19 protein-coding genes are annotated in these 25,703 nt (G+C 74.0%); 6 read left to right on the top strand and 13 right to left on the bottom strand.

The window, feature by feature from the left end; all coding sequences use genetic code 11:
- The gene (locus tag AMK27_RS11795; RefSeq protein ID WP_073905309.1) at window positions 1-1,212 is read left to right on the top strand and encodes a sensor histidine kinase; all 1,212 of its coding nucleotides are present in this window, start codon (window positions 1-3) and stop codon (window positions 1,210-1,212) included.
- Complete coding sequence (locus AMK27_RS11800) at window positions 1,209-1,874, top strand: response regulator transcription factor (RefSeq protein WP_073905311.1); 666 nt, start codon at window positions 1,209-1,211, stop codon at window positions 1,872-1,874. Before AMK27_RS11795 ends, AMK27_RS11800 begins: the two co-directional genes overlap by 4 nt.
- 68 nt (window positions 1,875-1,942) lie before the next feature.
- On the opposite strand, the gene AMK27_RS11805 is transcribed toward AMK27_RS11800, so the two are convergent.
- Window positions 1,943-2,188, bottom strand: coding sequence for a DUF7660 family protein (locus AMK27_RS11805; protein WP_198955839.1), 246 nt, complete (start codon window positions 2,186-2,188; stop codon window positions 1,943-1,945).
- 175 nt (window positions 2,189-2,363) lie between these two features.
- A complete protein-coding gene (locus AMK27_RS11810; protein ID WP_073905315.1) occupies window positions 2,364-2,645 on the bottom strand; it encodes a DUF3253 domain-containing protein in 282 nt (93 codons plus the stop codon).
- Between the two features lie 101 nt (window positions 2,646-2,746).
- Between AMK27_RS11810 and AMK27_RS11815 the strand changes: the two genes are divergently transcribed.
- Complete coding sequence (locus AMK27_RS11815; protein ID WP_073905317.1) at window positions 2,747-3,184, top strand: hypothetical protein; 438 nt, start codon at window positions 2,747-2,749, stop codon at window positions 3,182-3,184.
- Between the two features lie 145 nt (window positions 3,185-3,329).
- Here AMK27_RS11815 and AMK27_RS11820 read toward each other — a convergent pair whose 3' ends face one another.
- Window positions 3,330-3,746: a hypothetical protein gene (locus AMK27_RS11820; RefSeq protein ID WP_241847432.1), complete on the bottom strand. Its 417-nt coding sequence runs from the start codon at window positions 3,744-3,746 to the stop codon at window positions 3,330-3,332.
- 499 nt (window positions 3,747-4,245) lie between these two features.
- On the opposite strand from AMK27_RS11820, the gene AMK27_RS11825 reads away from it, so the two are divergent.
- A complete protein-coding gene (locus AMK27_RS11825) occupies window positions 4,246-4,896 on the top strand; it encodes a hypothetical protein (RefSeq protein ID WP_143204847.1) in 651 nt (216 codons plus the stop codon).
- 97 nt (window positions 4,897-4,993) lie between these two features.
- Here the strand turns inward: AMK27_RS11825 and AMK27_RS11830 are convergent, their stop codons facing one another.
- The 9 genes from AMK27_RS11830 to AMK27_RS11870 form a co-directional block, all read right to left on the bottom strand.
- Window positions 4,994-6,832, bottom strand: coding sequence for a N,N-dimethylformamidase beta subunit family domain-containing protein (locus AMK27_RS11830; RefSeq protein ID WP_073906070.1), 1,839 nt, complete (start codon window positions 6,830-6,832; stop codon window positions 4,994-4,996).
- 65 nt (window positions 6,833-6,897) lie between these two features.
- On the bottom strand, window positions 6,898-8,298 hold the full coding sequence (locus tag AMK27_RS11835; RefSeq protein WP_073906068.1) for a condensation domain-containing protein: 1,401 nt from the start codon (window positions 8,296-8,298) through the stop codon (window positions 6,898-6,900).
- A gap of 71 nt (window positions 8,299-8,369) precedes the next feature.
- On the bottom strand, window positions 8,370-8,768 hold the full coding sequence (locus tag AMK27_RS43600) for an acyl carrier protein (protein WP_241847433.1): 399 nt from the start codon (window positions 8,766-8,768) through the stop codon (window positions 8,370-8,372).
- On the bottom strand, window positions 8,765-8,989 hold the full coding sequence (locus AMK27_RS11845; RefSeq protein ID WP_073905321.1) for an MbtH family protein: 225 nt from the start codon (window positions 8,987-8,989) through the stop codon (window positions 8,765-8,767). The genes AMK27_RS43600 and AMK27_RS11845 overlap by 4 nt, the downstream gene beginning before the upstream one ends.
- Window positions 8,986-12,084 (bottom strand): non-ribosomal peptide synthetase, encoded by a 3,099-nt coding sequence (locus tag AMK27_RS11850; RefSeq protein WP_073905323.1) that lies wholly within the window; start codon window positions 12,082-12,084, stop codon window positions 8,986-8,988. Before AMK27_RS11850 ends, AMK27_RS11845 begins: the two co-directional genes overlap by 4 nt.
- The gene (locus AMK27_RS11855) at window positions 12,081-13,652 is read right to left on the bottom strand and encodes a class I adenylate-forming enzyme family protein (RefSeq protein ID WP_241847434.1); all 1,572 of its coding nucleotides are present in this window, start codon (window positions 13,650-13,652) and stop codon (window positions 12,081-12,083) included. The genes AMK27_RS11850 and AMK27_RS11855 overlap by 4 nt, the downstream gene beginning before the upstream one ends.
- On the bottom strand, window positions 13,649-19,450 hold the full coding sequence (locus tag AMK27_RS11860) for a non-ribosomal peptide synthetase/MFS transporter (protein WP_079188357.1): 5,802 nt from the start codon (window positions 19,448-19,450) through the stop codon (window positions 13,649-13,651). The genes AMK27_RS11855 and AMK27_RS11860 overlap by 4 nt, the downstream gene beginning before the upstream one ends.
- A complete protein-coding gene (locus AMK27_RS11865) occupies window positions 19,447-22,710 on the bottom strand; it encodes a non-ribosomal peptide synthetase (protein ID WP_073905325.1) in 3,264 nt (1,087 codons plus the stop codon). The genes AMK27_RS11860 and AMK27_RS11865 overlap by 4 nt, the downstream gene beginning before the upstream one ends.
- Window positions 22,711-23,287: 577 nt before the next feature.
- A complete protein-coding gene (locus AMK27_RS11870) occupies window positions 23,288-23,515 on the bottom strand; it encodes a hypothetical protein (RefSeq protein WP_198955840.1) in 228 nt (75 codons plus the stop codon).
- 55 nt (window positions 23,516-23,570) lie between these two features.
- Between AMK27_RS11870 and AMK27_RS11875 the strand changes: the two genes are divergently transcribed.
- Together AMK27_RS11875 and AMK27_RS11880 are read left to right on the top strand one after the other, a co-directional pair.
- Window positions 23,571-23,768 carry a hypothetical protein gene (locus tag AMK27_RS11875; RefSeq protein ID WP_073905327.1) on the top strand — a complete coding sequence of 66 codons (198 nt, stop codon included), beginning with the start codon at window positions 23,571-23,573 and terminating at the stop codon, window positions 23,766-23,768.
- Window positions 23,769-23,885: 117 nt separating this feature from the next.
- Entirely contained in the window at window positions 23,886-24,971 is a 1,086-nt protein-coding gene (locus AMK27_RS11880; RefSeq protein ID WP_073905329.1) for a BTAD domain-containing putative transcriptional regulator, read from the top strand.
- Here the strand turns inward: AMK27_RS11880 and AMK27_RS11885 are convergent, their stop codons facing one another.
- On the bottom strand, window positions 24,972-25,637 hold the full coding sequence (locus tag AMK27_RS11885; protein ID WP_073905331.1) for a cutinase family protein: 666 nt from the start codon (window positions 25,635-25,637) through the stop codon (window positions 24,972-24,974).
- Between the last annotated feature and the right edge of the window lie 66 nt (window positions 25,638-25,703).

Below are 25,703 nucleotides of genomic sequence, written 5' to 3' on the forward strand. Positions count from 1 at the left end.
GTGCAGTATGTTCGGCTCGTGCCCGCAGACCGCAACGCCCCGCCTCCCAGGTCGGACCTCGGCCCGGGGGCGGGTGCGCGTCGCGTTCCCGGACAGGACCCCCGCGTGCAGTGGGTGGCGAGCCTCGCGGTGGTCGTCGTGGGCGCGGTGACGATCCGGCCCATGGGGTTCACCGGCCAGGGCCTGGCCGTGGCCGTTCTCTTCGTGGTGAACGCCGCCGCTCTGCTGGCCAGGCGTCTGCCCGAGCACAGGGTCCCCCCGCGTCTGGTACTGGTCTGGCTCACCGTCGGCGTCGTCGCGGCAGCCGCTCTGATCGGGGTCAGCAACAGCGGTACGGGCTACCTCTTCGCGTTCTTCCTCTCCGGTCACATCGGCTACCGGCTGGAGACCCGGCCGGCCCTCGTGCTCGCAGGACTGTGCAGTCTCCTGTGCGGCGCGGTCCTGTTCTTCCGCCTCGGACCGGGGTACGAAGCCCTGCCGTGGGTGTTCGGACTCCTGACGGGTCTGCCGGTCGTGATGGGCATCCTCAACCGCACACAACGTCAGGCGGTACAGGCGGCCATCGAGGCGGCGGAGGCTGCCGAGCGCGCGGCCCGGGCCGAGGCACGTACGGCCGTGCTCAGCGAACGCAGCCGGATCGCCAGGGACGTGCACGACGTGCTGGCGCACTCGCTCGCGGGGATCAACATGCAGCTGGAACTGGCGGACGCGCTGATGGACACCGGCGACCTGGACAAGGTCCGTGAGGCACATGACAAGGCGCACGGACTGGTCAAGGACAGCCTGAGGCAGGCGCAGTGGACCGTGCATGCGCTGCGCGAGGACGCCCTGCCCCTGCGGGAGACCTTGACCGCGATGCTGGAGTCCTCGGGCCACCACGACGCCCTCACCGTGAACGGTACGGTGCGCGACGTGCCGGCCCGGGTGACGCAGGACCTCCTGCGGATCGCGCAGGAGGCCCTCACCAACGCGGCCCGGCACGCTCCCGGCGGCGAGGTGCGGGCCGAGCTGACGTACACCGCGGAGGTGGTGTCGCTCCGCGTCCGCAACGGGCCGGCGACCCGCGAGGTGAGCGCGGGCGTGGGCAGCGGAATGGGCCTGATCGGCATGCGCGAACGGGTGGCGCTCCTGAACGGAACGCTCGGCGCGGGCCCGATCACCGAGGGACCGCACCGTAACGGCTGGCAAGTGGAGGCAGTGATCCCGGCATGAGCGACGACACGGATCGGCAGCGGTTGAGAGTGGTCGTGGCCGACGATCAGGCGGCCGTCCGCGAGCCGCTCGCGGCGGTACTCGCCCTGGCCGAGGACATCGACGTCGTGGCAGCGGCGTCGAACGGCCGCGAGGTCCTCCAGGCGGTCGCGGCCGGACCGGTGGACGTGGTGCTGATGGACCTGAGGATGCCCGTGATGGACGGGACCGAGGCCACACGGCTGCTGGCCGAGCAGCACCCGGAGGTCGCGGTGGTCGTGCTCACCACCTTCGCCGACGACGACTCCATCCTCGGCGCACTGAGCGCGGGAGCCCGCGGATACCTGACGAAGAACGCCGGACGCCGCGACATCACGCGGGCGATCCGAGCTGCCGCGGCCGGTCAGTCCGTCCTGGACCGCGAGGTCCAGGACCGCCTGCTCGCCACGGCACGGGCCAAGGCCCCCACGCCGACGAAACGGGACCTGCCGGACGACCTCACCCCGAGGGAACGCGAGGTACTCGCGCTGATCGGCCTCGGCCTGCCGAACCGGGGCATCGCCGAGAAGCTGTTCATCAGCGAGGCCACGGTCAAGACCCACATCAACAACCTCTTCGCCAAGGCCGGCCTCCGAGACCGCCCGGACGCGGTCCGCCTGGCCATCGAGGCGGACCTCGCCTGAGGGGCGCTCGATCAGGAGACCCTGGGGATGCATGACGGGACTCGGGATGTACGACGGGGCTGCGATGCCTACTCGTAGAAGCACGCGGCCCTGAGCATGTCGGCGATCAAGCTCCAGTCGGGCTGCTCGGGAGCCCGCTCTCCACGGTTGAGGAACCAGCCGTCCATGTCGTCGGTCCACGCGCCGAGGGCTTCGAGGTAGCGGTCGAGGGACCGGTTCTCCCAACCGTTGGCCGGATTCAGGGCCTCTTGGCTGAGCTGCTGGACGTAGGCGACGAGGTCCGCCCGTGTTCTCACCCAAGTGGTGTCGTTCAACGAGTTCATGGTGGGAATCTTTACCAGTCGTTCCCAGTCTCCCAGGACGAGCCTTCAAGCCCGGCTTCTCCGGATCATGAGAGTGGGACCGGGCTCGGGCCGGCCGGCCCCAGCCGTGCTCAACCGATCCCCTGCATCCGACCGGTTCGCCTCCTGTACGTAGGCAACACCGGCGCTAGTCCGAGTGGCGTGCACGGCGGATGCGAAGTGGCCCCCGTGCCTCGTTCTCCGTGACAGGTCGTCCGCCCTGGGTCACCTCGACCTCACCGGCCGCCGCCAGGCGCCAGGCCGCCTGGCGGGTCGGCTCCATCAGATCCCGCCATCCGTCGTCGTCTCCGTCGTAGACCTCGCGTGCCACGTCGGACGGACAGATCGAGGCCGTCTCGGCGCGCCGCTCAAGCAGGTTTCCGATGGCCGTCTCCAGCCGCCGGGCGAGCTGCCGATCCGACTGCGTCATGCCTTCAGTCTGGCACCGCGGGACCGGTGACGCCCGTGTGGGGGGTTGCCTGGCACGGGACAGGAAGCCGCAGCTCCCGCACCAGTCGGTAGGGTCCGATCATGACTGCTGACTGGTACGTCCTCATCGAGGAGGACACCCGGACCACCGTGCGTGCCGACGGTTCGGAGCTCAAGCTCCATCGATGGGGTCTGACAGGCACGCACCTGATCGGCCCGGACCAGGCCGAGGCTGTTGCGGCTGCCGAGAATGCGGCGCTCCACCACGTGCCGAGCATGATCGCCAGGCATGCGCGCCGGGGGGACGAGCCCTCTCGCCACGCCCTGCTCGCTCAGGACGGTTCATGGATCGTGCGGGTGCAGCAGCGGCACCGCGCGTGTCACATACGTGTGTCGACGGCCCGGCTCGTGCACGAACGAGAAGAGAAGGAAGCGCCGCCGAAGAGCCTGAAGGAGAAGTTCCGCAGCACCATGGAGGGGCCGGAACCGACCCCCACGCCCTGGAGCTGGCCTCCTGAGGACAAGGCTCCTCAGACCTGAGCGCCCTGAACAACCGACCCAGTCGCCATCCAGGCCCGTGAGGCCGACCATGCGACCTGCGGGTCGCACGGCACCAGCGCCGTCTCCGCCGGGCCCTGCGCCCGGCGGGAGAGGCGGCCTCAGGTGACGGACTCGCTGTCGTCGTCTACTCGGGCTGGGTGACGGTCAGAGCCCAGCGGACGGACTGTGACGAGGCGTCGACGCCGATGGAGAAGGACCCCGCACGGACCACGCCCGCCGGCAGGGTCACCGACCCGCGGCCCGGTGCGTCGACGGGGCAGTCCACGGCGAAGGCGGCCACCTGGGTCAGCTGGGAATCCATCGTCACGTCGAGGGAACCTCCGCCGTCGCAGGCCACCGTCAGGACGGTGGGCAGACTGTCCCACGCGCCGGCCGACACGACACCGCCGTCTCCCCACTGCTCCTGCACCCACACCAGTCCTTCCGGACCGGGGTGAGGCAGCAGGACGTCGTCCGAAGTCGCCGCGAGCGCCCCGCCGCCTCCGCCCCAGACGAGGAGTGCGGCTGCCGCCGACGTCAGTACCGTCCGGATCCGTGCCATGTCCTGCCCCCTGTCGATCGCTTGCTGTGCGTGGAAGCCTGCCCCCTCGGACGTCCGCACGCCTGAGTACGGGTACTCAGGCGAAATCCAGACGGAGATTGCGGTTCGAGCCAGTTCCTCGACGGTGTTGCCATCCCGATGAGGGACACACCGAGCCGGGCTCCCGTGGCGGGAGGCCGCCGCCGATGCTGTCGAGGTACGCGAAGCCTCGGCCAGGACACACCTGTTCCGGTCTCAGGCTGGTGTCGTCGCTGGGGCAGCTGTGAAAGCAGGTGTACAGGTGATCCAGGCTCGGCTGACAGACCGTCTCGCACGGTCTGGTCGACGTGCAGTGTGCACCGCCCGACGCGGAGTGCGCTCCGCTGAAGTGGACCAGTTCAACGATCCGTCGCGGTCGGCCGCCCCCTCGGCAGCCTCAGCCCGGATGAGACTCGATACCTGCGCCGAATGAGTACGACGACTCACGCGGCCGGTGTCCGCCGGCCCGCAGGGTGTGGACATGCGATCGATTCTCCTTCCGAAGCCCCTGATCACCGCCGCAGTCGGCAGCGTCCTCCTCGTGGCCGTCGGCACCCAGGGCGCCACCGCCGCCACCAAGGCCCCCGCACCGGCCGCCAAGTCCGTCGCCTCCGCTCGCACCGCTGCCGTGTACGGCCCGACCCGCGCCGTCACCGTCCTGCCGAGAGTCTCCGAGGCCGAGGCACGGTTCCTGGAGTTGGCCGATCTCATCGCGCAGAGCTGCGAACCCAGGGTCCTCCGTGCCGCAGGCCGCGTGGCATCGGAACCGACTCCCGACAGCACCATGCCCGTCCTGGTGGACCCCCTGCCGTTGCACCCGACGGAGGAGTGCGCCGCCCAGAGGCACCAGCTGCGGATCAGCAAGGCGTTCTCCGGGACGGAGACGGGCACGTATGCGCGCCTGCGGGACAGGCTGACGGTCCTGCGATACCCCGAAGCCCGCATCCATCGCATGCCGAACTTCGCCGGCAGGCCCGTCGTGAGGCTCGACCTCCGGGTGGGATCCGGCCACCTGGCCCTGGAGGTCACCGACATCGGCAACAGCGTCATGGTCCGGGCGTTCGGAGCAGCTGAGCACGTAAGCGTGACCGAGGTCCGGCTGAAGCAGGAGGTGGACTGGCCCACCTCCTGAGTTCCCGCCGGGTAGCCCCGTATCCTCGGCGGATCTCCTGCCGAGGACGTGGCCGTCGTCGTACGGCCGACGTTCATCTCGGGATCAGTCCCCCTTCTCACCTCCCTGGATGGCTGATCAGCCTGTCGTCCTCGGTCACCGCCAGCAGGCGTCCCGCGTAGGCAGCGAGGGCCCGTACGGGCGGGAAGGGCACCGGAGGCGTGGCGGGGGTGAACGGTGCTTCGCTGAGGCTGGGAGGACGGGTGAAGAGGCCGTCGGGGGTCGCCGCGTGGAGCCGGGCCCCGAGAACGGTCAGCGTCGACGCCTTGCCCGCAGGGCCCAGCCGTCGCCATGGCGCGTCGAAGTCGCCGGCCGGGCGCCCGTGAAGGGTGTCGTCGTGGGGCGTGACCGCGAACAGGCTGTTGTCGCACATCGCCAGGGCCGTCGTCCCCGTCGGCACCCGACCGGCGGGGAGCCACGGGGCGGGGCCCGGCACCGGTGCCCGGTGCACCAACCGGTCGTCCGCGGTGACCGCCAGCAGGGCCAGCGGCATCGGGTGGGATGCCTCGCGCGGGGCGGTCAGACAGCGCAGTGCGGGCGAAGAGCCGTCAGCCGGCGGGCACGGCGTCCAGGGGAGGTTCTGCTCGGACGGCTCGCGGTGGAGCAGCGTCCGGCCGTCCTCGGCCACGGCGAAGAGCAACCCCTCGCACGCGGTGAGCGCCCGCAGCCGGGGCGCCGGGCCGATGGAGTGCCAGCGCGGGACCGGGGCGGCGCCCGAGAGCCGGTCGAGGACGTTGCGCGTGACGCGGTCGACCACCGGATCGTGCAGTGCGCGACCCCAGTTGATGGTCGCGGCGTTGAAGACGGTGCCCGCCCCGGCGCGGAAGACGCCCATGGTCGCCCAACCGCCCTGCCCGTACGTCCGCCAGTGCCGCAGGTCGGCGGTGGCGAGCACGGCGAACGACCGGGGCGTCCCGTCACGGCCGGTGGCCCGCGGCACCCCGGCCGACCAGTCGAGTTCCGCCGCGTCCGTCTCGTATCCGAGCGCCCCGCGCGCGAAGGTGTCCCCGTCGCGCAGCCCGGTGCCCTCGAAGACCCAGTGGTCGGCGAAGCGGACCGTGTACGCCTCGCGGCCGATGAGGGCCATGCCGTCGCCCCACGCCCCGGCGCCCTGCCGGAAGCTGACGCCGGTCATCGTGTTCTCCGGCCGGTCGACGGGGGAGCTGGACCACTCGACGGTCGCCCGCGCCGGGTCCACGGCGGCGACCGGATCGGCGAGGGCGTCGCGGTGGCAGACCATCGTGCGGCCCCCGTCCTCCAACCGGATCTGCCACCAGGCGGTGTTCCCGGCGAAGACGGCGAGGTTCCCCCCGCGCCGCACGAACCCCTCGACCGAGTCCCGCATCTCCGCCGTCCAGTACTCGTCGTGCCCGTTGACGACCAGGAGCCGGTAGGGCGCGAGGAGTCCGCCCCCTTCGTGCAGGTCGAAGCCGGAGCAGTACTCGACGGGGCGCCCTGTCCGGTGCAGCCAGCGCAGCAGCGGCTCCTCCCACCGCTCCGGAGGCGGCCCGCCGCCCGGCGCGTCGAGGGACACCCGTGCGGCCCGGGTGGGCTGCTCCGCGTAGTAGATGCTCCGGCCCGGCTCGCCCGCCCGGTGGTACGCCCGCCACGTCGGGAAAGGGATGGAGACGAGTACGGAGGAGGCGGCGCCCGGCCTCGCGGACCGCACGACGAACCACACCTCGTGCTCGGCGTCCCGCTCCGGGGCGGGCGTCTCGGGACGGGCGTCGTGGAAGGACGCGCGGTACAGCGAACTCGCCCACGTCTCCGGCACGTCGAGGGTCCAGCCCGACCCCGTGACTCCCGCCTCTGCCACGACCCGCTGCCCCACCACGTCCGTGACGACCACCCGGCCCCGGAACGGGGCCCCGTCTCCCGCCGCCACGTGGAACCTCATCCGTCCGCCCTGCGCACAGGACGTCGTGTCGGCGTGGGCGAGCGGCCGGGGCACCCGCCGGCCGCTCACCCGCGGACCTCCGGCCCCGCGAGGAGGCCGGCCAGCCGGGAGAGCCGAGGCGGCGTGCCGGCGGCGGACGCGACCACGACCTCCTCGATGCCCCGCAGGTGGGCGTGGATCGCCTCCGGCGGCAGATAGGCCGTGTCGGCCGTGAGGGTGACGGTCAGCGCGGCCGCGTCGCCGGTCAGGTGGAGGCAGTAACGGCAGGCCACCCGCTCCTGCGTCGCCGGGAAGTCGATGACGGTGCGGCGGCGCAGCTCCGCCAGCTCCGTGGCCGCGGGTGCCGGGCCGGCGGCCACGGCCCGGTCCACCAGGCGCATGTCGTTGAAGCAGCAGTACGGATGCACCTCGGCGCCCCGGTCGAGGGACGCCCGCTCCAGCAGCGCGTCCCAGCCGACCGGATCGTAGGCGGCGGCGTGGTAGCCGGCCAGCGCGGCGGGCCACGCATCGGCCAGCAGATCCGTGAAGACCGCCTCGCCGGTCGTGTCCTCCGGCAGCGGCAGGAGGAACAGCGCGTCCTGCGACAGCGTGCTGACCAGGGTCCGCCGCCGCTCCGCCGCCCGGTTGCCCGCGATCGGCATCACCGCGGCGGCCCGGTGTCCCTGGCCGGCCGCGACCAGCGCAGCGGCCGCGGTCAGCAGCACCGTGGAACCGCTCACCCCGTGGGCGACCGCCAGCGCGTCCACGGCGCGCGGCAGGGCCGCCGAGACCAGCCGGCCCGTCCAGAAGCGCGGCCTGAGGGGCTCCGCCACCCGGTCCGCGAACATCGTGGGCGGCACCTGCGCCAGCCCACGCTCCCAGTGGGCGAGCGCGGCATCGCTCGCCCGGCGCCCTGCCGGACCGTGCTGGTGCCGGGCGAGGTCCAGCGGGGTCTCCGGACAGACCGGCCCGGCCGCCCCGCGCCGGACCAGCAGCCGGAGGTCCCGTACCAGGATCTCGGCGGCATGCCCGTCGGCGGCCAGGTGGCACAGGGCGAGCACCGCGTGGGTGATCCGCCCGCCGCTGCGCACCGCGCCCAGCCGCACCGGCCACTCCCGCGCGTAGTCGAACCGGTGCCCCGACAGCTCTGCCAGCAGCGCCGCGGCCGTTTCTCCGGTCCGGTCCGGGTCGGGCTCGTCGCGCACGACGAGCTCCGCCCGCCCCTCCGGGTGGAGCCGCTGTGCCGGTTCACCCTCCTCGGCCACCACCCGGGTGCGCAGTGCCTCGTGCCGCACCAGCAGGGTGGAGAGCGCCGTGCAGAGGCGGTCGGTGTCCACCGGGGCGCCCCGGTCCGCGAGGGGCAGGACCCGGCCGAGGTTGAAGTAGTGGTCGTTGGGGGCGGTCCGGCCGATCGCGTGCCAGATGGCGCGCTGCCCCCATGTGAGGGGGGCGTCGCCCGACCGGCCGCCGGCGAAGGGGACCTCCAGGACCTCGTCCGGGACATGGCCTTCCCTCGGCGTGGCCTGCTGTTCCGCAGCGGCGCCGGTGGCGGAGGGGCTCACGGGGTGGCCTCCGCGCCGAGCCGGATCAGCCGCTCCGTGAGCCCGCGCAGGCCGTCGGTGTGCAGGCTGCGGTCGCCGAGGTCGACGAAGACGCCGTACGTCTCCTCCACGGCGTCGACCAGACGCAGCAGGGAGAGCGAGCTGACGCCGAGGGCGGCGAGCGGCTCGGTGGAGTCGAGGAGCGCCCGTACGCCGATCAGCCCGTCGGTGGACCGCGACACGAGCGCGGCCACCTGGGGCAGGAGTGCCTCCGCGCAGTCGTGGGGAACGGGGGGATGCGGCGCGTCCGGCACCCTCCCCTCCGACGGCGGCGCGTCCGGCACTCTCTCGTCCGACGGCTGCGCCTCCGGCACAGGCAGGGATCGAGGGTGCTCCGGCGTGCTCATCGTGTTCATCGGGTCTCCGTCCGGTCGCCGGAGCGCTCGGCGGCCAGTCGGCGGCGCAGGCTGAGCGGGCGGATGTCGGGCCAGACGCGGTCGACATGCGCGACGCACTGCTCCTCGGTGCCGGCGAAGCCCTCGGGCCGCCAGCCCGCGGGCAGCGGCGCGTCCTCCGGCCAGACGGCGTGCTGCTCCTCGTCGTTGACGACGACGGTGTATCGGATCTCGTTGCTCATGGCTGCTCCTCGCGCAGGGCACGGACGGCGGCGGCGACGTCGCGTGCGGTGGGTGTGTCGAAGAAGACGTCCAGCGGGACGACGGCGCCGAGGCGCTCGTGGATGCGGGCGGCGATGGCTGTGATGATCAGTGAGTGGCCGCCCAGGTCGAAGAGGTCCTCGTCCGGTGTGAGGTCGTCGAGTTCCAGCACCTCGCGCCAGATGTCCAGCACGGCGGCGCCGGTCGGATCGAGCGCTTCGTCCGACGGTGGTGCGGTGGTCGGCTCCGGGCGGACGGCCTCCGGCTCCGGCAGTGCGGCGCGGTCCAGCTTGCCGTTGGGCGTCAGGGGGAAGGCGTCCAGGACGACGTACGTCCCCGGGAGCACGGCCGCGGGCAGGGAGCCGGCGAGGAAGGCCCGCAGCGCGTCGGGGTGCGGGGCCGAACCGGCCGGGACGACGTAGGCGGTGAGGCGACGGTCGGTCTCCGGGCCGTGCAGGGCCGCCGCCGCCTGGGCGACCAAGGGGTGCCGGGCCAGCCGGGCCTCGATCTCGCCCAGCTCGATCCGGTGGCCCCGCACCTTCACCTGGCTGTCCGAGCGGCCGAGGAACTCCAGGACTCCGTCGGTGCCGCGCCTGACCAGGTCGCCGGTGCGGTACATGCGGCTGCCGGGAGGTCCGTACGGATCGGGCAGGAAGCGGGTGGCGGTGAGCCCCGACCGCCCCCGGTAGCCGTGCGCGACCCCGGCGCCGCCCAGGTACAGTTCGCCGGCGACCCCGTACGGCACCGGCCTCGCGTCGGGACCGAGCACGTAGGCACGGGTGTTGGCGAGCGGGGAACCGAGGGAGACGCGGCCCTCGGCGGTGAGGGCGGGCTCGGCGAGCGTGGACCAGATGGTGGTCTCGGTGGGGCCGTAGACGTTGACCAGACGCGTGGCCGCCGACGTCAGCCGGGCGGCCAGTGGCGCGGGCAGGGCCTCGCCTCCGGTGAGCGCGGTGCCGACGGGGGCGGTGCCGTCGAGGCCGGCGTCGAGGAGCAGCCGCCAGCCGCTGGGAGTCGCCTGCACGTGGGTGACGGCCTCGCGGCGGATCAGGTCGAGCACCGCGGGTCCGTCGCGGTGGACGGCCTCGGGGACGAGCACGACGCGTCCGCCGGTCGTCAGGGGCAGCAGCAGTTCGACGGCGGAGATGTCGAACGACAGCGAGGTCAGCCCCAGCCAGCGGTCCTCCGGGCGCGAGCCGAGGTACTCGGCCAGGCTGCCGAGGACGTTCGCGAGGGCGGAGTGCGGCACCTCGACGCCCTTCGGGAGGCCGGTCGAGCCCGAGGTGTAGAGCACGTACGCGGGGAGGCCCGGATCGGGGAGTGGGAGGGACGGCGTGGCGGCGCCGACCGCCGGGGCGAGGTCGGCCGGAGTGAGGTCGCCGCCCCCCTCCGGGGAGCGGGTGACGCGCAGGACCAGGGCGGCGTCCTCCCGGACGAAGGCCAGCCGCTCCGCCGGATAGGCGGGGTCGAGCGGCAGGTGGGCGGCCCCGGCGGCCAGTGTGCCGAGAACGGCGACGAGCTGGTCGAGGCCCCGCGGCAGCCCGATGCCGACGAGGGTGCCCGGTCCGGCGCCGTGCCGGGCGAGCGCCGCCGCGGCGTGGGCGACCCGGTCGGTCAGCTCGGCGTACGTGACGTGCTCGCCGTCCGCGACGACGGCGACCGCGCCGGGGCGTTCCTCCGCGCGGGCGGCGAGCAGCGCGGGGACCGTGCGGGCGGCGAGTTCCGGGCGCGGGGCGGGTGCGGCGAGCTGGTCGAGCAGCTCGTCCTCGTCGAGCAGCGGCAGTTCCCCGAGGAGGGTCGTGGGGTCGGCGAGGGCCGCGTCGAGCAGTCGCGTCCAGTGGCCGACGATCCGGCGGACGGTGTCGGCGGTGAGGCACCCGTCGCCGCCGGCGGGGGCGTCCGCGGCCGGGCCGTCGTCACCGGGCGTGTGCTCGAAGGGCGGCGCGGTCCGGAACTGCGCGCTGCCCTGGATCTCGTGCCCGCTGTCCACGAGCTGGAGGTGGAGGAGGTTGCGGACGGTGCCGGGGAAGCCGATCCAGCGCACCCCGGCGGTCACCGCCCCGAAGTCCGGGGCGGGCGCGTCCGGGCGGCGCCGGTAGCTGACCGACAGGGGGGCGACGGCCGTCCGGGGAGCGAGGCCGCGGACGCCCTGTCCGAGAGGGACGGCCCGGTGCGGGTACAGCGCCCGCAGCTCGCCCCGTACCGCGCGCACCCAGTCCTCGAACGGCAGGCGGACCGCGCTCCCGCCTTCCACGGGGTCGACGCGCAGGGGCAGTTCGTTGACCGCGAGTCCGACGCCCACCGGCGCGCCGGGCGTCCGCAGGGACAACTCGATCGCCGTGGAGGGTGCGGGATCCCCGTACCGGACGAGGAGCGCGTGCCAGGTGGACATGAGGAGCTCGAAGCGGGTGACGCCGAGCTTCCGGGCGGCCTCCTCGAGCGCGGCGCAGCGCCGGGCGTCGAGCCGGAACGGCACCTCGGCGCCGAGCGCGGCCACCAGGCCGCCGTCCGCCGGCGGCACGAGGCCGGGCAGGACGGGTGGGGCCGGGGCGTATCCCTTCTCGTCCCAGTACGCGCGGGCGGCGGCGAGCGCCTCCGGCGCGGGCGGGTCCGCCGGGGCTCCGGCGGCCGGCGGGAGGTCCTCGCCCCGGTAGGCGGCGGCGAGGTCGGCGACGAGCCTGTCCTTGGACTCGCCGTCCAGGACGAGGTGGTGGGCGGTGATCAGGAGGACGTGGTGCTCGGGGCCCGTACGGAGCAGGGTGAAGCGGCAGAGCGGACCGGCGTCGACGTCGAACGGTGCCGCGCGCTCCCGGGCCAGGGCGGCTTCCAGCTCCTCGGGCGCGCAGTCGGCGCGCCGGGGGGCCGGCACGTCGCAGGAGTGGACGCGGCCGTCCGGTCCCGGCCGGCTCGCGAGCGCCGGGTGATGCGCCGTCACCGCGCGGCAGGCGAGGTCGAGGGCCGTGGTGTCGAGCGGGCCGGCGAGGTCGAGGGTGATGGCCAGGTGATAGGCGCCGCCGGTGTCGCGTGTCTGCTCGGTGAGCCAGATGCCGTGCTGGGCCGGGCTGAGCTGTGTCATGGGGTGGCCTCGCGGGGGTCGTGGGTGAGGATCCGGCGCAGCTCCCGCTTGAGGACCTTGCCGCCCTCGTTGCGGGGGAGCGAGTCGAGGAACAGGACGGTGGCGGGGAGCTCGTGGGCGGACAGCAGATCGAGGAGGAAGGTCCGCAGGGCGGTCGCCGTCAGACCGTCGCGGTCGCCGCCGCTGCCCACCGGGTCCGTGCCGCGCGGGACGACGGCGGCGGCCACGACGGTCCCCAGGACCGGGTGCGGGACCCCGACCGCGGCGGCGTCGACGACGTCGGGGTGGGCGTGCAGCGCGTTCTCCACCTGAAGCGTGGAGACCTTGTGGGCGCCGGACTTGACGACGTCGCGCTCGCGGTCGAGGAGGTGCAGGAAGCCGTCCTCGTCGACGCGGCCGAGGTCGCCCATCCGGGTCCAGCCGCCGTGGAACACCCCGTCGTCGCCGTCCCCCAGGTAGGCGCGTGGAGCCTTGGCGGAGCGGAGCCACAGTTCGCCGGGCTCGCCCGGCGGCAGCGGGCGGCCCGCCTCGTCGGTGACGCGCAGCTCGGCCAGCGACGCCGGCCGGCCGGGCGACCACGGCCGGGCCGCGTCGAAGAGCAGCGTGACCTGGGCGGGGGCGGCCTCCGTCGACGTGTAGTAGTTGACGATCTGGGCCGGCGCGAAGGCCCGGCTGAGGCCGAGCGCCACCTGCTGTGGCAGGGCCGCCGCGGTCGAGCCGACGAGGCGGACGGTGCCGAGGGCGCCGGCCTCGGCGGCGGTCTCCAGGGCCGGTGAGCCGAGGAGTTCGATCGCCATGGCGGGCACCACGAAGACGCTGCCGACGCCGTGCTCGGCGATCGCCCGGAGGAACCGTGCCGCGGTGAACTGGGGCGCGGTGACACAGGTCGCGTGAGCGTTGAGCGCGTTGACGAGCATGGTCTGGCCCGCGTTGCTGCCCACGGGGAACGCGTGCAGGAAGGTACGGGAGTGGCGGAGCGGCCGGCGCCGCTCGTCGCGCGTGCAGCCGTGCGCCAGGTTCCCGTGCGAGGCCACCACCCCCTTGGGCACCCCGGTGGTGCCGGAGGTGTACAGGATCTGGGCGGGGGCCGAAGGACCGGGCTCGGGGAGGCCGGGGTCGGCGGGGTGCCCCTTCGCGTCCTCCTCGGTGAGCCCCCGCACGCCCGGCGGCGTGCCGGCCGGCAGTCCGGGGCCCGCGTGCACGAGGAGGAGGGCCCCGGAGTCCGTCAGGGCGTGTCCCAGGCCGGCGGGCGCCATCCGGTCGGAGAGCGGGACGGCGACGCCGCCGGCCCGCAGGACGGCGAGGAACGCCACCGCGTACTCCACCCACCGGTCCGTGCCGAAGCAGAGTCCGACCCGGTCCCCGGCGGCGAGCCCGGCCGCGCGCAGGGCGGCGCCCAGTGCGCCGCTGCGGTCCCGCCAGTCGGCGAAGGACAGCCGCGCCGGGCCGTTGACGATCGCCGAACGGCCTCCGTGGACGGCGGCCCGGTGGGCGAGCAGCGCGGGCAGGGTGGCGGGCGGGGCCGGGGGAGGGCCCGCGGGCGCGCCGGTCCCGGGGCGGCGGATCACCGGGTACCGGCCTTCGCCCGGCTGTTCGCGGCGTCCGGCTCCTCGCTGCTGGCCGCGGCTCTCGCCTTCTCCCTGAGGCCCGTGGGGCCTGTCTCCTTCTCGTGGTCCGAGCCTCCCGCCTTCGCCCGGCGGTCGGCCGCGGCCCGAGCCCGTTCCCGTAGGCCGACCAGGTCGTCCGGCTCCGCGTCGGGGACGTCGCGGTCGAAGCGGGCCAGGGTCGGCAGCCGGAGCCCGAGGACGACCAGTCCTGCCATCGCGAGTCCGAACAGCACGTACATCAGGGCGATGCCGCGGCCGGGACCGGTGCCGATGAGCGGCCCGAAGACCGGGGCGAGGGCGCCGCCGGGCTCCATCAGCGGACCGAAGAACGCGGAGCCGAGCGGAGCGACGACTCCATGGCCCAACGGGATCGTGGACCAGGCGACCAGCGTGTTGAGGGCGAACACCCGTCCGTGGAACCGCTGCGCCACCTTGGTCTGGACGATCGTCGCGTAGATCCCGTTGACCAGGGCGAGGGCGAAGGACATGCCGAACGCCCCGAGGGCGACCACCCACAGGTTCGCGCGCAGTCCCGTGACGGCGCCCGCCAGGGCGAGGAGCCCGGCGAGGGCGAGCATGCCGCGCAGGCGATGCCGACGCGGCCCGCCCCAGAAACCCATGGCCACGCCGCCGAGGAGCGCGCCGGCGCCGCCCGCGACCGCGACCCGGGCCGCTCCGCCCAGGTCGTCGAAGGAGAGGACCAGCGGGGTGGTGAGGAGGAAGAGCGGAGAGAGGAAGACGTTGAGCCCGGCGAACCACAGGAGCATGGAGCGGAATCCGCGGTGCCGCCACGTGTGGGCGAGGCCGTTGCGGATCTCCGCGACGAGGGACTCGCGCCGTGTCCAGGGCATGGTGCGCGGGAACCGCACCACGAGCAGGATCCCGATGGCCACGGCGTAACTGATGACGTCGATGACGAGGATGCCGCGCAGCCCGATCGCCGCCATCAGCGCGACGGCGGCCAGCGGCACGACGAACTGAGCCGTGCCGAAGGCGAGCTGGACGATGCCGTTGGCATGGCCCAGGTACCGCTTGGGCACGAGCTGCGGCACGGCCGAGGCGTAGGCGAGCCGCTGGAAGGTCAGGGCGACGGAGAGCACCCCGAGCAGGACGTACACCTCCCACGACCGCAGCTGGCCGGTGAGCAGCAGGAAGAGCAGCCCGGCCTGGGTGGCGCCGGCGGCGACATCGCCCACGAGCATCACTCTGCGCCGGTCCATCCGGTCGACGAGCGCCCCGGCGAGCGGGCCGACGAGGATGCCGGGGAGCATGGCGATGACCGCGTACAGCGCGTACCGGGCCATCGACCCGGTCTCCAGGAGGATCCAGAGGGGAAGGGCGAACTCGGTGAGCGCGGAGCCGGTGATGGAGGCGAGCTGACCGCCCGCCACCAGGAGGAACCGACCCATCCCGGGCTGCGGGCCGCCGTCCGGCTCCGTACCGGGCGCTGGGCCGTCGCCGACCGCGGTGGCGGGGCCGGGGGCGGCCCCCGTGCCGTCGGCGGCCTCGGTCCCCGAGGCCTTCGCGAGGGCCGCGGACGCGGTGGTCACCGGTGCGGCGTCGTCGACGGCTGGACCGGTCTCGCCGTGGAACCACCAGGAGTTCTCCGGATCCGCCGCGGGCAACTCGTCGGTCGTGCCGTCCAGGACGGCACGGTGCACGCGCGTGACGGCCTCCGCGACCTCGACGGCCCGGTAGGTGATGAAGAAGTGTCCGCCCTCGTCCAGCACGGCCACGGCCGAGCGCTCGGCGAGCAGCAGCCACTCCCGGTAACGCTCCTGGTAGAAGTCGGCGGCCGGGTCCCGGTCGCCGACCAGGGAGACGACCGGCGCCCGCAGCCGGGGCGCGCCGTCGGCGACCTCCGCGATGGCCCGGGTGAACCAGTCCTCGGCGGCCATCGTGTCCCGGCGCATGTTGCCGATGACGAACCGGACCTGCTCCTCGTCGAGCTCGGAGGTGTCGACGCCCATGCCGGTCAGCCAGTTCGCGTACGTCCGGTCGCCGACCAGCGGCTCCAGCGACGCGATCTTCCCGAGGGCGGTGAGGAAGCGGCTGCGCGGCTTCGCGAAGGGGTACTGGGCGCCGGCGTACACGCCCTCCAGCTCGCGGCCGGACGCCTCCAGGGAGCGGGCGACGGCGACGGCGAGCGCGGTGCCCACGGCGCAGTGGCCGTAGACGGCGAGCGGGCCCTCCACCCGTTCCCCGACCTCTGCCGCGATGCCCTCGGCGAGGTCGTCGAAGGAGAGCCGTTCCTCGGTCACCCCGAGGTCGTGCCCGGGGATGGCGACGGCCCACAACTCGGTGTCGGGCGGCAGGGCGTCGGCGACGGGCTGGTAGACGACGGCGCTGCCGCCGCCGTACGGGACACAGACGAGGGTGAGCCGCCGCCGCTCGGCGGGGACCGCGCGGGTGAGCCGGTGCAGCAGGGACCGCGGACCGCTCTCCCGCTCGTCCCGAGCGGCGACGGAGGCGAGCTCGCGGACCGTGCGGTGGGTGAACAGGTCCATCACGCTGATCGGGCGGGCCCCGGCCTCCGTCAGCCGCTTGCGGGCCTTGGCCACGACCTGGGTGGCGAGCAGCGAATGACCGCCGAGGTCGAAGAAGTTCTCGTCGGCGCCCACCCGCGGCAGCCCCAGGACCTCCGCCCAGATCTCGGCGAGGACGACCTCCGCCGGTGTCTCCGGCTCGGCCGCTCCCGCCGCGCGGTGGACCGTCGGGACGGGCAGGGCCCGCCGGTCCAGCTTGCCGTTCGGCGTGAGGGGCAGCGCGGGCACGACGGTGAAGGCGCTCGGCACCTGGTGGTCGGGAAGGCTCCGCCGGAGCGTGGCGCGCAGCGCGGACGGGTCGGGCTCGTCGGCGCCCGCGGCGGCGACGAGGTAGCCGACGAGGCGCTTGTCGCCGGGACGGTCCTCACGCAGCACGACGGCGGCGTCCGCGATGCCGGGCTGCGCGCGGAGCGCGGCCTCGGTCTCGCCGGGCTCGATCCGCAGACCGCGGAGCTTGATCTGCTGGTCGATCCGGCCGAGGTGTTCGAGCGTGCCGTCCGGGCGCCGGCGCGCGAGGTCGCCCGTGCGGTAGAGCCGGGAGCCGGGCGGGCCGTACGGGTCGGGCACGAAGCGGGCGGCGGTGAGACCGGGACGCCGGTGGTAGCCGAGGGCGACGGCGGTCCCGCCGATGTGGAGCTCTCCGGGAGCGCCCGGCGGCACCGGGCGCAGCCGCTCGTCGAGTACGTAGAGGCGGGTGTTGTCGATGGGAAGACCGATCGGGACGGTCTCCATCGGGCCCGCGCACTCCCAGGCGGAGACGTCGACGGCGGCCTCGGTGGGGCCGTACAGGTTCGCCAGCGCCAGACCGGGCAGCCGCGAGGTCAGCTCGCGGGCGGCGTCCGGGGGCAGCGCCTCGCCGCTGCACACCACACGGCGCAGCCCGGTGCAGCGCTCCACGCCCTCCTCGGAGAGGAACGCGGTGAGCATGGCCGGCACGAAGTGGGCGACGGTGACGCCGGCGGAGACGATGAGGTCGCGCAGGTACCCGCTGTCCTTCTGGCCGCCGGGCTTGGCGAGCACGATCCGCGCGCCCGTGGTGAGCGGCCAGAAGAACTCCCAGACCGACACGTCGAAGCCGGTCGGCGTCTTCTGCAGGACGGCGTCGTCGGGCCCGATCCGGTACGCCTCCTGCATCCACTGGATGCGGTTGGCGATGGCCCGGTGGGTGTTGGGCACGCCCTTCGGACGACCGGTCGAGCCGGACGTGTAGATGAGGTACGCGGTGTCGTCCGGCCGCGGACCTGCGGGCACGGCGCGGGCGCGCGGCCACTCGGAGGGGTCGTCGAGGAGCAGGACGCGGGCGGTGCAGCCGTCGGGGGTGGCGAGCCCGCGCTGGGTGAGCAGGACCGGGGCGTCGCTGTCGGCGAGCAGGAAGGCCAGGCGCTCGGCCGGGTAGTCCGGTTCGAGGGGGGTGTACGCGGCTCCGGTGCGCATCACCCCGAGGAGCCCGGCGACGAGCTCCGGCGAGCGCTCGGCGCTCACGGCGACCAGGTCGCCGGGGCCGACGCCCTCCGCGGCGAGGCGGGCGGCGATCCGGCCGGCCAGGGCGTCCAGGGCGCGGTACGTCAGGGCGGGCCGGTCCTCGACGGCGACGGCCACGGCGTCCGGCGTGCGGGCGGCCTGCTCGGCGAAGAGGGCGGTCAGGGTGGTGGCCGGCCGGTCGACGGCGGTGCGGTTGAACCGGTCGGTCTCGAACGCCCGCTCCTCGTCGGTGACGGCGTCGAGGCCGGAGAGGGGGACGTCGGGCGCGGTGGCCACGGCGGCCAGGAGCCGTCCGAGGTGGGACGCGAGGACGGCGACGTCCTCCTCGGCGAACAGGTCGGTGTTGTAGTTGAAGGAGCCGTACAGGCCCTCCGGCCATTCCTGGAGGAAGAGTTCGAGGTCGAAGCGGGTGCCACTGGCTCGGACGCCGAACGGTTCGACGTCCACGGGCAGTGCGAGAGCGGTGTCGTCACGCTGGACGGCGTAGTTCTGCACGGCGAGGACGGCCTGGAAGACCGGGGGCCGCGAGACGTCGCGGGGCACGTTCAGCTCGCTGACCAGCTGGGCGAACGGCAGCTCCTGGTGGGCGTACGCGTCGAGGCAGGTCTCGCGGGTGCGGCGGACCAGTTCGGAGAAGGACGGGTCGCCCTCCAGCCGCGCGGGCAGCGCCAGCACGTTCACGAACATCCCGACCAGCGGTTCCAGTTCGGGCTCCGGACGGCCTGCGACGGGTGATCCGACGGCGAAGTCGCGCCGCCCGGCGTAGCGCGACAGCAGGACCTGGAACGCGGCCAGGAGCACCATGTGGGGGGTGGCGTCCTGACGGTCGCCGAGGGCGGTCAGCCGGTCGAGCAGCCGCCGGTCCACGGAGAAGGCGTAGCCGGCGCCCTCGAAGGTCTGCCGGGGCGGCCGGGGCCGTGAGAAGGCCAGCTCCAGCGGCTCGACCCCGCCGAGCTCGCGTCCCCAGTGCGCGAGTTCGGCGGCAAGCCGCTCACCGCTCAGCCGCTCACGCTGCCAGAGCGCGAAGTCGCCGTACTGCACGGCGAGTTCCGGGAGCGGGTCCGGTGCGTCGGCCACCTTGGCCGCGTAGCTCCGCAGCACCTCCCCGAGGAGCACCTCGCTCGACCAGCCGTCGCTCACGCTGTGGTGGACGAGCAGCAGGAGGACGTGGTCGTCGTCGGCGAGCCGCACCAGCAGCGACCGGAACAGCGGACCTTCCTCCAGGTCGAAGGGGACCGCGGCGGCCTCGTCCACGATCCGCTCGGCGGCGTGCTCGTCGGCCGCCTCCAGCAGGGTGAACGCGGCGGGCCCCGGCGGGTCGACGACGAGCAGCGGACGGCCGTCCTCGGTCGCCGGGTAGCGGGACCGCAGCGTCTCGTGGCGGGCGACGCTCGCGTCGAGCGCGCCCCGGAGGGCGTCGGTGTCCAGGTGTCCGCGCAGCCGCCGCACCACGGGAATGTTGTACGCGGAGGTCCCGGGGGCGAACTGCTCCATGAACCACAGGCGCTCCTGCGCGAAGGAGAGCGGGACGGGTGCTCCCGGAGCTCGCCGGGGAATGGCGGCCGCGGGCTTCGCCCGTGCCGCCAGCCGCCGCCGGAGCAGCTCGCGCTTGGCGTCGGAGAGGGCGGGCGCGGGGGCGGACCGGGGTGCGGGGGGCGCGGTGTCGGTGGCGCGGGCGCGCGGGGCTTCCGGGGACGGGTCGGCCGGAGTCGTGGTGTCGGCGGTGCTCATGACGTCGGTCGGTTTCCTTCCAGGGCGTCCTGGGCGGCCAGGAGTTCGACGGCGGCGGCCTCGGACAGGCCGTCGATCTCGGCGGCCAGGGCGGCTTCGACGGCTTCGGCGAAGGCCGCCACCGTGCGGTGGGTGAAGAGGGTGCGGAGCGGTACGGACAGGTCGACGGCGGCGCGGAGGCGGGCGATGACCCGGGTGGCGAGGAGGGAGTGTCCGCCCAGGGCGAAGAAGTCGTCGTGCGCGCCGACCTCGTCGACGCCCAGGACCTCACCCCAGACGTCGGCGACGAGCTCCTCGGCCTCCGTTCGCGGCGGTACGCCCACGGCCCGGGGCGCGGCTGCCCTGTCGGGCGCCCGCAGCGCGGCCCGGTCGAGCTTCCCGTTCGGGGTGAGCGGCAGTGCGTCCAGGAGGACGTAGGCGTGGGGGACGGCGTGCGGAGGCAGCAACGCGGCGAGTCCGCCGCGCAGGAAGTCCGCGTCGGGTGCGGGAGCGTCCGGGACGGGGACCACGTGGGCGACGAGGACGTCCCCGTGCGCGGTGACGACCGCCCGTGTGACGCCCGGGAGCGCGAGGAGCGCGGCCTCCACCTCCCCTGGCTCCACCCGGTAGCCGCGAACCTTGACCTGTTCGTCGATGCGCCCCAGGAACTCCAGCTCCCCGTCGGCCCGGCGCCGCACCAGGTCGCCCGTCCGGTAGCGGCGGGCGCCCGGCGGCCCGTCGGGGTCGGGGACGAACACGCGGGCGGTCGCGCCGGGCCGGCCCAGGTAGCCGTCGGTCACTCCGGCACCGCCGATGACGAGCTCTCCGGGGGTTCCGGGGGGCACCGGACCGCCGTGCCGGTCCAGGACCGCGACGGTGGTCGCGCCGATCGGACGCCCGATCGGCGGACGCGTGGTGGCGTCCTCGTCGCCGAGAACCGCCGTGGTCGCGATGATCGTCGTCTCGGTGGGGCCGTACGAGTTGACGAGCCGCACCCGGTCGCCGAACCGTGCCCGCCAGGCCGCGACGGCGTGGGGTCGGACCTGGTCGGCGCCGAGGATCAGCAGGCGCAGCCGGTCCGGCCAGGGGGTCTCGTCCAGGTCGGCGACCAGGTGGTGCCAGTACGGAGTGGGCAGGTCGAGCACGGTGATGCCGGCGCAGTACGGCTCGGCCAGCTGGTCGGGGAGGGGGGTGTCGGCCCGGGCGGTGACGAGGACGGCGCCCGCGGCGAGCGTGGGGAACAGCTCCTCGGCGCTGGTGTCGAAGGAGAGCGTGGCGTACTGCAGAACGCGGTCGTCGCCGGTGAGGCCGTACCCCTCGCGCATCCAGTCGACCCGCGCGGCGAGCGCCCGGTGCGGCACGAGCACGCCCTTGGGCGTCCCCGTCGAGCCGGACGTGTAGATGAGGTACGCCGGGTCGTCGGGGCGGGCCGCGTCCTCGGCGGTCGGCTCCGCCGACGTGTCGGGTACGGGCTCCGTCGCGTCGGGAAGCAGGGACAGGAGCGGGACGCCTTCGGGAGCCCTGTCGGGGAAGCCTTCGGGCAGCGTTCCGTCCGGGGTGACGAGCAGCCTGGCGCCGCTGTCGGCGAGCATGAAGGCGAGCCGGGAGGCGGGGTACGCGGAGTCGAGCGGGAGGTAGCCCGCGCCGAGCCGCCAGGCGGCGAGCATGGCGACGACGGCCCGCGGCCCGCGGGGGAGGCAGAGCGCGACCAGGTCACCGCGCGCGACGCCGCACGCGGCCATCCGGGCGGCCAGCGTCCTGGAGGCTTCGACGAGCGTGCCGCGGGTCAGGCTCTCGTCGGGACCGACGACGGCGAGGGCGCCGGGTCGCTCGGCCGCGGCCAGGTCGACGGCCTGGAGGACGGTCGGAGCGGCCGACCCGGTGGGGCCGGGGCCGCGGGATCCGTCGGCGAGCAGCCGGAGTTCGTCCGCGTCGAGGAGGGGGAGCCGGTGGACCGGTGACTCCGGGGCGGCGAGCGCGGCCCGGAGGAGCGTCTCGAAGCGGGACGCGAACGCGGCGGCGGTCCGCGCGTGCAGCAGGTCGGTGCGGTAGCCGAAGACCGCGTGCAGGTCGTCTCCGTCCGGCCGGATGTCCAGCCCGAGTTCGAACTTGGCTGCTGTGTGCCCGCCGTCGGCCTCGGTGCAGGTCAGATCTGCGAAGCTCTGTTCGCCGAGCGCGCCGCCCTCGTGGGTGTGGACGGCGAGCAGGGTCTGGAAGACGGGCGTGCGGCCCGTGTCCCGCTCGGCTCTCAGCTCCTCTGCGAGGCGCTCGAAGGGGATCCGTCGGTGGGTGAGCGCGCGCAGCCAGTCCGAGCGGGTCGTGCGCAGCGCCTCGGTGAAAGTGGGGGCTCCGGTGAAGTCGGCCCGGAGGACGAGGGCGGAGGAGAAGTAGCCGATGGTCCGCTCGCTGTCGACGGTGTCGCGTGCGGCGGTGGGCACGCCGACGCAGAAGTCGTCCTGGCCGGTGCTCCGGTGGAGCACGCTCGCGTAGGCGGTGGCGAGGACCATGAACGGCGTGACGCGGTGGGCGCGGGCGAAGGCGTCCAGGACGGGGCCGATTCCGCGCAGCACCCGTGTGTGGTACGCGCCGGAACTGCTGGGCGCGGAGGGCCGCGGCAGATCGAGCGGCAGCTCCAACACGGGTGCCCCGGACAGGTACTCACGCCAGTGGGCCAGTGTGTCGGCGGCCTCGGGGCCGTCCAGCCAGGCGCGTTCGGCCGTGGCGTGTGCCCGGTAGGAGGGCACGGTGGGGAGAGCGGGATCACGGCCTTGCCGGTATGCCGCGTAGTGCTCGGCGAGTTCGGTCCGCAGCAGCCCGAGCGACCAGCCGTCCGCGACGATGTGGTGCAGGACGAGGCAGAGCAGGTGCTCGTCGTCGCCGGTACGCAGCAGCGCTGCCCTGAGCAGCGGCCCGGCGGCCAGGTCGAACCCCGTGTTGGTGAGGGAGGCCAGCGTCCGGGCGACGTCCCGCGCTCCGTCGCCGCGCAGATCGCGCTCGTCGAGGTGCACGGGCCCCGGATCGTCCACGACCGCCGACGGCCGCCCGTCCTCGGCGGGGAACCGCGTGCGCAACGCCTCATGGCGGGCGACGACTCCATCGAGCGCCCGCCTCAGTGCGGCGGCGTCGAGCTCGCCGCCGAGCCGCAGCACGTACGGAATGTTGTACGCGGGGTCACCAGGTTCCAACTGGTCGAAGAACCACAGTCGTTCCTGTCCGACGGACAGGACCCCGGAGTCCCCGTCCACTGCACCGGCCGGCGGCTCGGCTCCCGAGGTCACCACATGGACTCCTGTTCGACTTCAGTGCGAGGGTGCGGCCCCTCTGGGGTGCCGCGCGGAACGGAACCGCGCGTACCTGAACGGAGCGATTCCGGACATGAGAAGAGGGGTGTTCGGAGGAACGGGAGCCCTCGTGGGGCGGTCGCCGTGACGGCACCGATGCTAGGGAGCGGGCTGATGCGAGGTCAATGGTCTGGACCATCTGATCGTGTCGGCCTGCGCGAGGGAGAGACCGGTCACCGCAGTTGAGAGCCCGGGGCGGACCACCGAACCCGACGCGCCTCGCCAGCCGTGAGGGCCTTCCCCCAGCCCGCTCCCGGAACCTGCTCGCACTCCCCGGTCGACAGGGGGCTGAGGGTGGGCTGCGAACGAGAAAGGGCGACTCGTGGCTGGAACCGTGTGCCTGCGTAAGCCCCGCTCCGCCGAGGTCCGGCGACCGGAGAGATACGTCCCGGTGACGCGTACCTCCTCACGCGGCACGCCGGGCGGCACGGCGCGGCGCGCGGGTCCAGGTCGAGGACCGCGAAGTCGGCGAAGCGTCGGGCCGCCGACGGTCCCCAGAAGGCCTGCGGTCAGGTGACTATCGGGCGGGCAGGAACTGCATCGCGGCTGCCCGGTCGAAGCGGTCGGTGACGTCACCGACGAGTCCGCCCGTCAGGCCGGTGTCGTTCGCGAGATCGAGCTTCAGTGCCGGCGCGCCCTCCGAGAGGTCGAGCTCGCTCATGCGGACCCAGACGATGTGGGGCCGTGATGTCGACTCGTAGACGTAGAGGCCGTGGGTCAGGTCCACGAGTATGCGCCACTCCATACGCACACGAGTGTGGAGACGAAGCGGGAACGGGCCTGTCGGATCGGCTTCCACAGTGCGGTACCGATGGTCGGGCAAGCAACCGAGGCAGGGCCGTACGAGTTCCGACGCCCGGTCCCGGCACCACCCCCTCGGCAGCTTCCTCACGCTCCTCGGGGAGGACCCCTCGGCCGGCCCGTTCTCGCTGCGGGGCGGACTGGACGACTACGGGCCCGGCACCGGCGGCGGCGAGCGGGACGGCGGAAAGGAGTGACGCCGTGGATCGCGCGTGTCACTCCGGAGCGTTCCGGATGCCCCGCCCGGCGCTCCCCGTCCTACCGTGTCGACGGCGCCCACCAGACCCGACCAGTCCGGAGCCCGGGGAGCAACGATGCCGACGACCGCCACCATCGCCCGCCGTCCCGCCGACACCGCCCTCGGGCAGCGGGAGCGCCAGGTGCTCTCCGCGGTCGGCTGCGGCCTGCGGGACGACGAGATAGCCGTCGCCCTCGCGATCCCCGAGGACGCCGTGGCCGAACTCCTCGCGCGGATACTCGTCACCCTCCGGCTCCGCGACCGGGCAGCGGCCATCGTCCACGCCTTCGACTGCGGCCTGGTCGTCCCCGGCCGTGGCACCCGTACGCAGCCGGTGAGCACGGCGCCCCGAGCGGCCGGCCGGGCGACCGGTCCTGCGGTGCGGATCTCCCTGCTCGGACCGCTGCGGGCGTGGCACGACGGGCGGCCGCTGAACCTGGGGCATCCGCGCCAGCAGGCGGTGCTCGCGACCCTGGCGCTGTGCGCGGGGCGCTCCCTGAGCCGGCAGGAACTGCTCGACGACGTCTGGGGCACGGAGGCGCCGGTGGCGAACGTGGTGCCGGTGTACGTCTACCGCCTGCGCAAGACCCTGCGCATCGGGGACAGTCCCGGCTCGGTCATCGAGTACGCCCGGCACGGATACCGGCTCGTCCCGGGCGCGGTCGACGTGGACGTGGCGCGGATGGAGGAGCTCCTCGTCGGCATCGGCACGGCCGAGCGCGCGGGTGAACCGGCGGAGGCGGTCCGCCTGTGCGCCCAGGCCCTCGACCTGTTCCGCGGGGAACCGCTGGCCGGTCTGCCCGGGCCGCTCGCCGAGCTGGAGCGGCTGCGGCTCACCCGGCGCAGGATCGACGTCGTCCAGCGCAAGGTGGAGTGCCAACTGCGGCTCGGCCGGGACGCCGAGGCGATCTCCGAACTGTTCGCCCTGTCCGCCGCGCACCCCCTGGACGAGCCGGTGGCCGCGCTGCTGATGCGGGCGCTGTACCGCGACGGCCGCCAGGCCGACGCCCTCACCGTGTTCGACCGGGCCCGCCGCGGCCTCGCCGACGAACTGGGCGTCTCCCCCGGCCGGACCCTGCGGCGGACGCACGAGATGATCCTGCGCGGTGACGAGATCGGCCTCGGCCTCATTCCCTCGGCCGGTCGCACCGCTTTCGCGTGATCACCAGGACGCGGGATACCAGGCGCCGTTGTACCACTGCTCGTTGGCGACGTCGTTGTGGAAGTCCATGTTGAAGTCGTTGGGGTAGTTCCTCACGTGGTTGCCGGGGTAGGTCCAGATTCCGGCGGACTCGTCGCAGACGTAGTCCCAGTGGCAGATGGTCTTGACCGGCACATTGCCGAAGAACCGGTCGGCGCCGGCCAGCGGGGCGCCGACGATTCCGCCGAAGGGGACGGATCCGCCGTTGGCGCCGGGATTTCCCTGCCGCTTCGGGTCGGCGATGAGAATGGCGTTGACATTGCCGAACGTCTGCCAGTTCTCGGTGACCCAGATGTGGACGACCGCGGCGCCCAGCGAGTATCCGCCCATCTTCACGTGCTGCCACGGGCACGCGGCCCGCTGGTCACGGACCAGCCGGTTCAGCTCGTTGACACCGGCCCGGGCGCTCGCGCCGTTGGGAATCTGGGTCGGATATCCCACGTGCTGCTGGATGTTGCCGGAGAAGCCGTCGTTGTTCCACGAGCTTCCCGTACCGCCGACGACGATCGTGTACGTGCCCTCGCACGGAGCCGTCGCCGCCGCCTGCGCCGTGGCGCCCTGCGTCACCGAAATCCCGGCCGTCAGCAGAATTCCGGCCAGCGCGGCCTTGATCCTCTTCGCTCGCATGTCGATCCTCCCGTGTGTTCGGCCTGCGTACGACGAGATTGGCAGCGGCCGATGACATCCCGATGA

This window comes from Streptomyces sp. CB02009, from assembly GCF_001905825.1.
In the GTDB taxonomy this organism is placed as follows: Bacteria; Actinomycetota; Actinomycetes; order Streptomycetales; family Streptomycetaceae; genus Streptomyces.

Bases quoted from the DNA above. Each gene is read 5' to 3' on its own strand.
- AMK27_RS11800 (WP_073905311.1), top strand. From the start codon at position 1,209: ATGAGCGACGACACGGATCGGCAGCGGTTGAGAGTGGTCGTGGCCGAC.
- AMK27_RS11810 (WP_073905315.1), bottom strand. From the start codon at position 2,645: ATGACGCAGTCGGATCGGCAGCTCGCCCGGCGGCTGGAGACGGCCATC.
- AMK27_RS11815 (WP_073905317.1), top strand. From the start codon at position 2,747: ATGACTGCTGACTGGTACGTCCTCATCGAGGAGGACACCCGGACCACC.
- AMK27_RS11820 (WP_241847432.1), bottom strand. From the start codon at position 3,746: ATGGCACGGATCCGGACGGTACTGACGTCGGCGGCAGCCGCACTCCTC.
- AMK27_RS11825 (WP_143204847.1), top strand. From the start codon at position 4,246: ATGCGATCGATTCTCCTTCCGAAGCCCCTGATCACCGCCGCAGTCGGC.
- AMK27_RS11830 (WP_073906070.1), bottom strand. From the start codon at position 6,832: ATGAGGTTCCACGTGGCGGCGGGAGACGGGGCCCCGTTCCGGGGCCGG.
- AMK27_RS43600 (WP_241847433.1), bottom strand. From the start codon at position 8,768: ATGAACACGATGAGCACGCCGGAGCACCCTCGATCCCTGCCTGTGCCG.
- AMK27_RS11845 (WP_073905321.1), bottom strand. From the start codon at position 8,989: ATGAGCAACGAGATCCGATACACCGTCGTCGTCAACGACGAGGAGCAG.
- AMK27_RS11850 (WP_073905323.1), bottom strand. From the start codon at position 12,084: ATGACACAGCTCAGCCCGGCCCAGCACGGCATCTGGCTCACCGAGCAG.
- AMK27_RS11860 (WP_079188357.1), bottom strand. From the start codon at position 19,450: ATGAGCACCGCCGACACCACGACTCCGGCCGACCCGTCCCCGGAAGCC.
- AMK27_RS11870 (WP_198955840.1), bottom strand. From the start codon at position 23,515: ATGGAGTGGCGCATACTCGTGGACCTGACCCACGGCCTCTACGTCTAC.
- AMK27_RS11880 (WP_073905329.1), top strand. From the start codon at position 23,886: ATGCCGACGACCGCCACCATCGCCCGCCGTCCCGCCGACACCGCCCTC.
- AMK27_RS11885 (WP_073905331.1), bottom strand. From the start codon at position 25,637: ATGCGAGCGAAGAGGATCAAGGCCGCGCTGGCCGGAATTCTGCTGACG.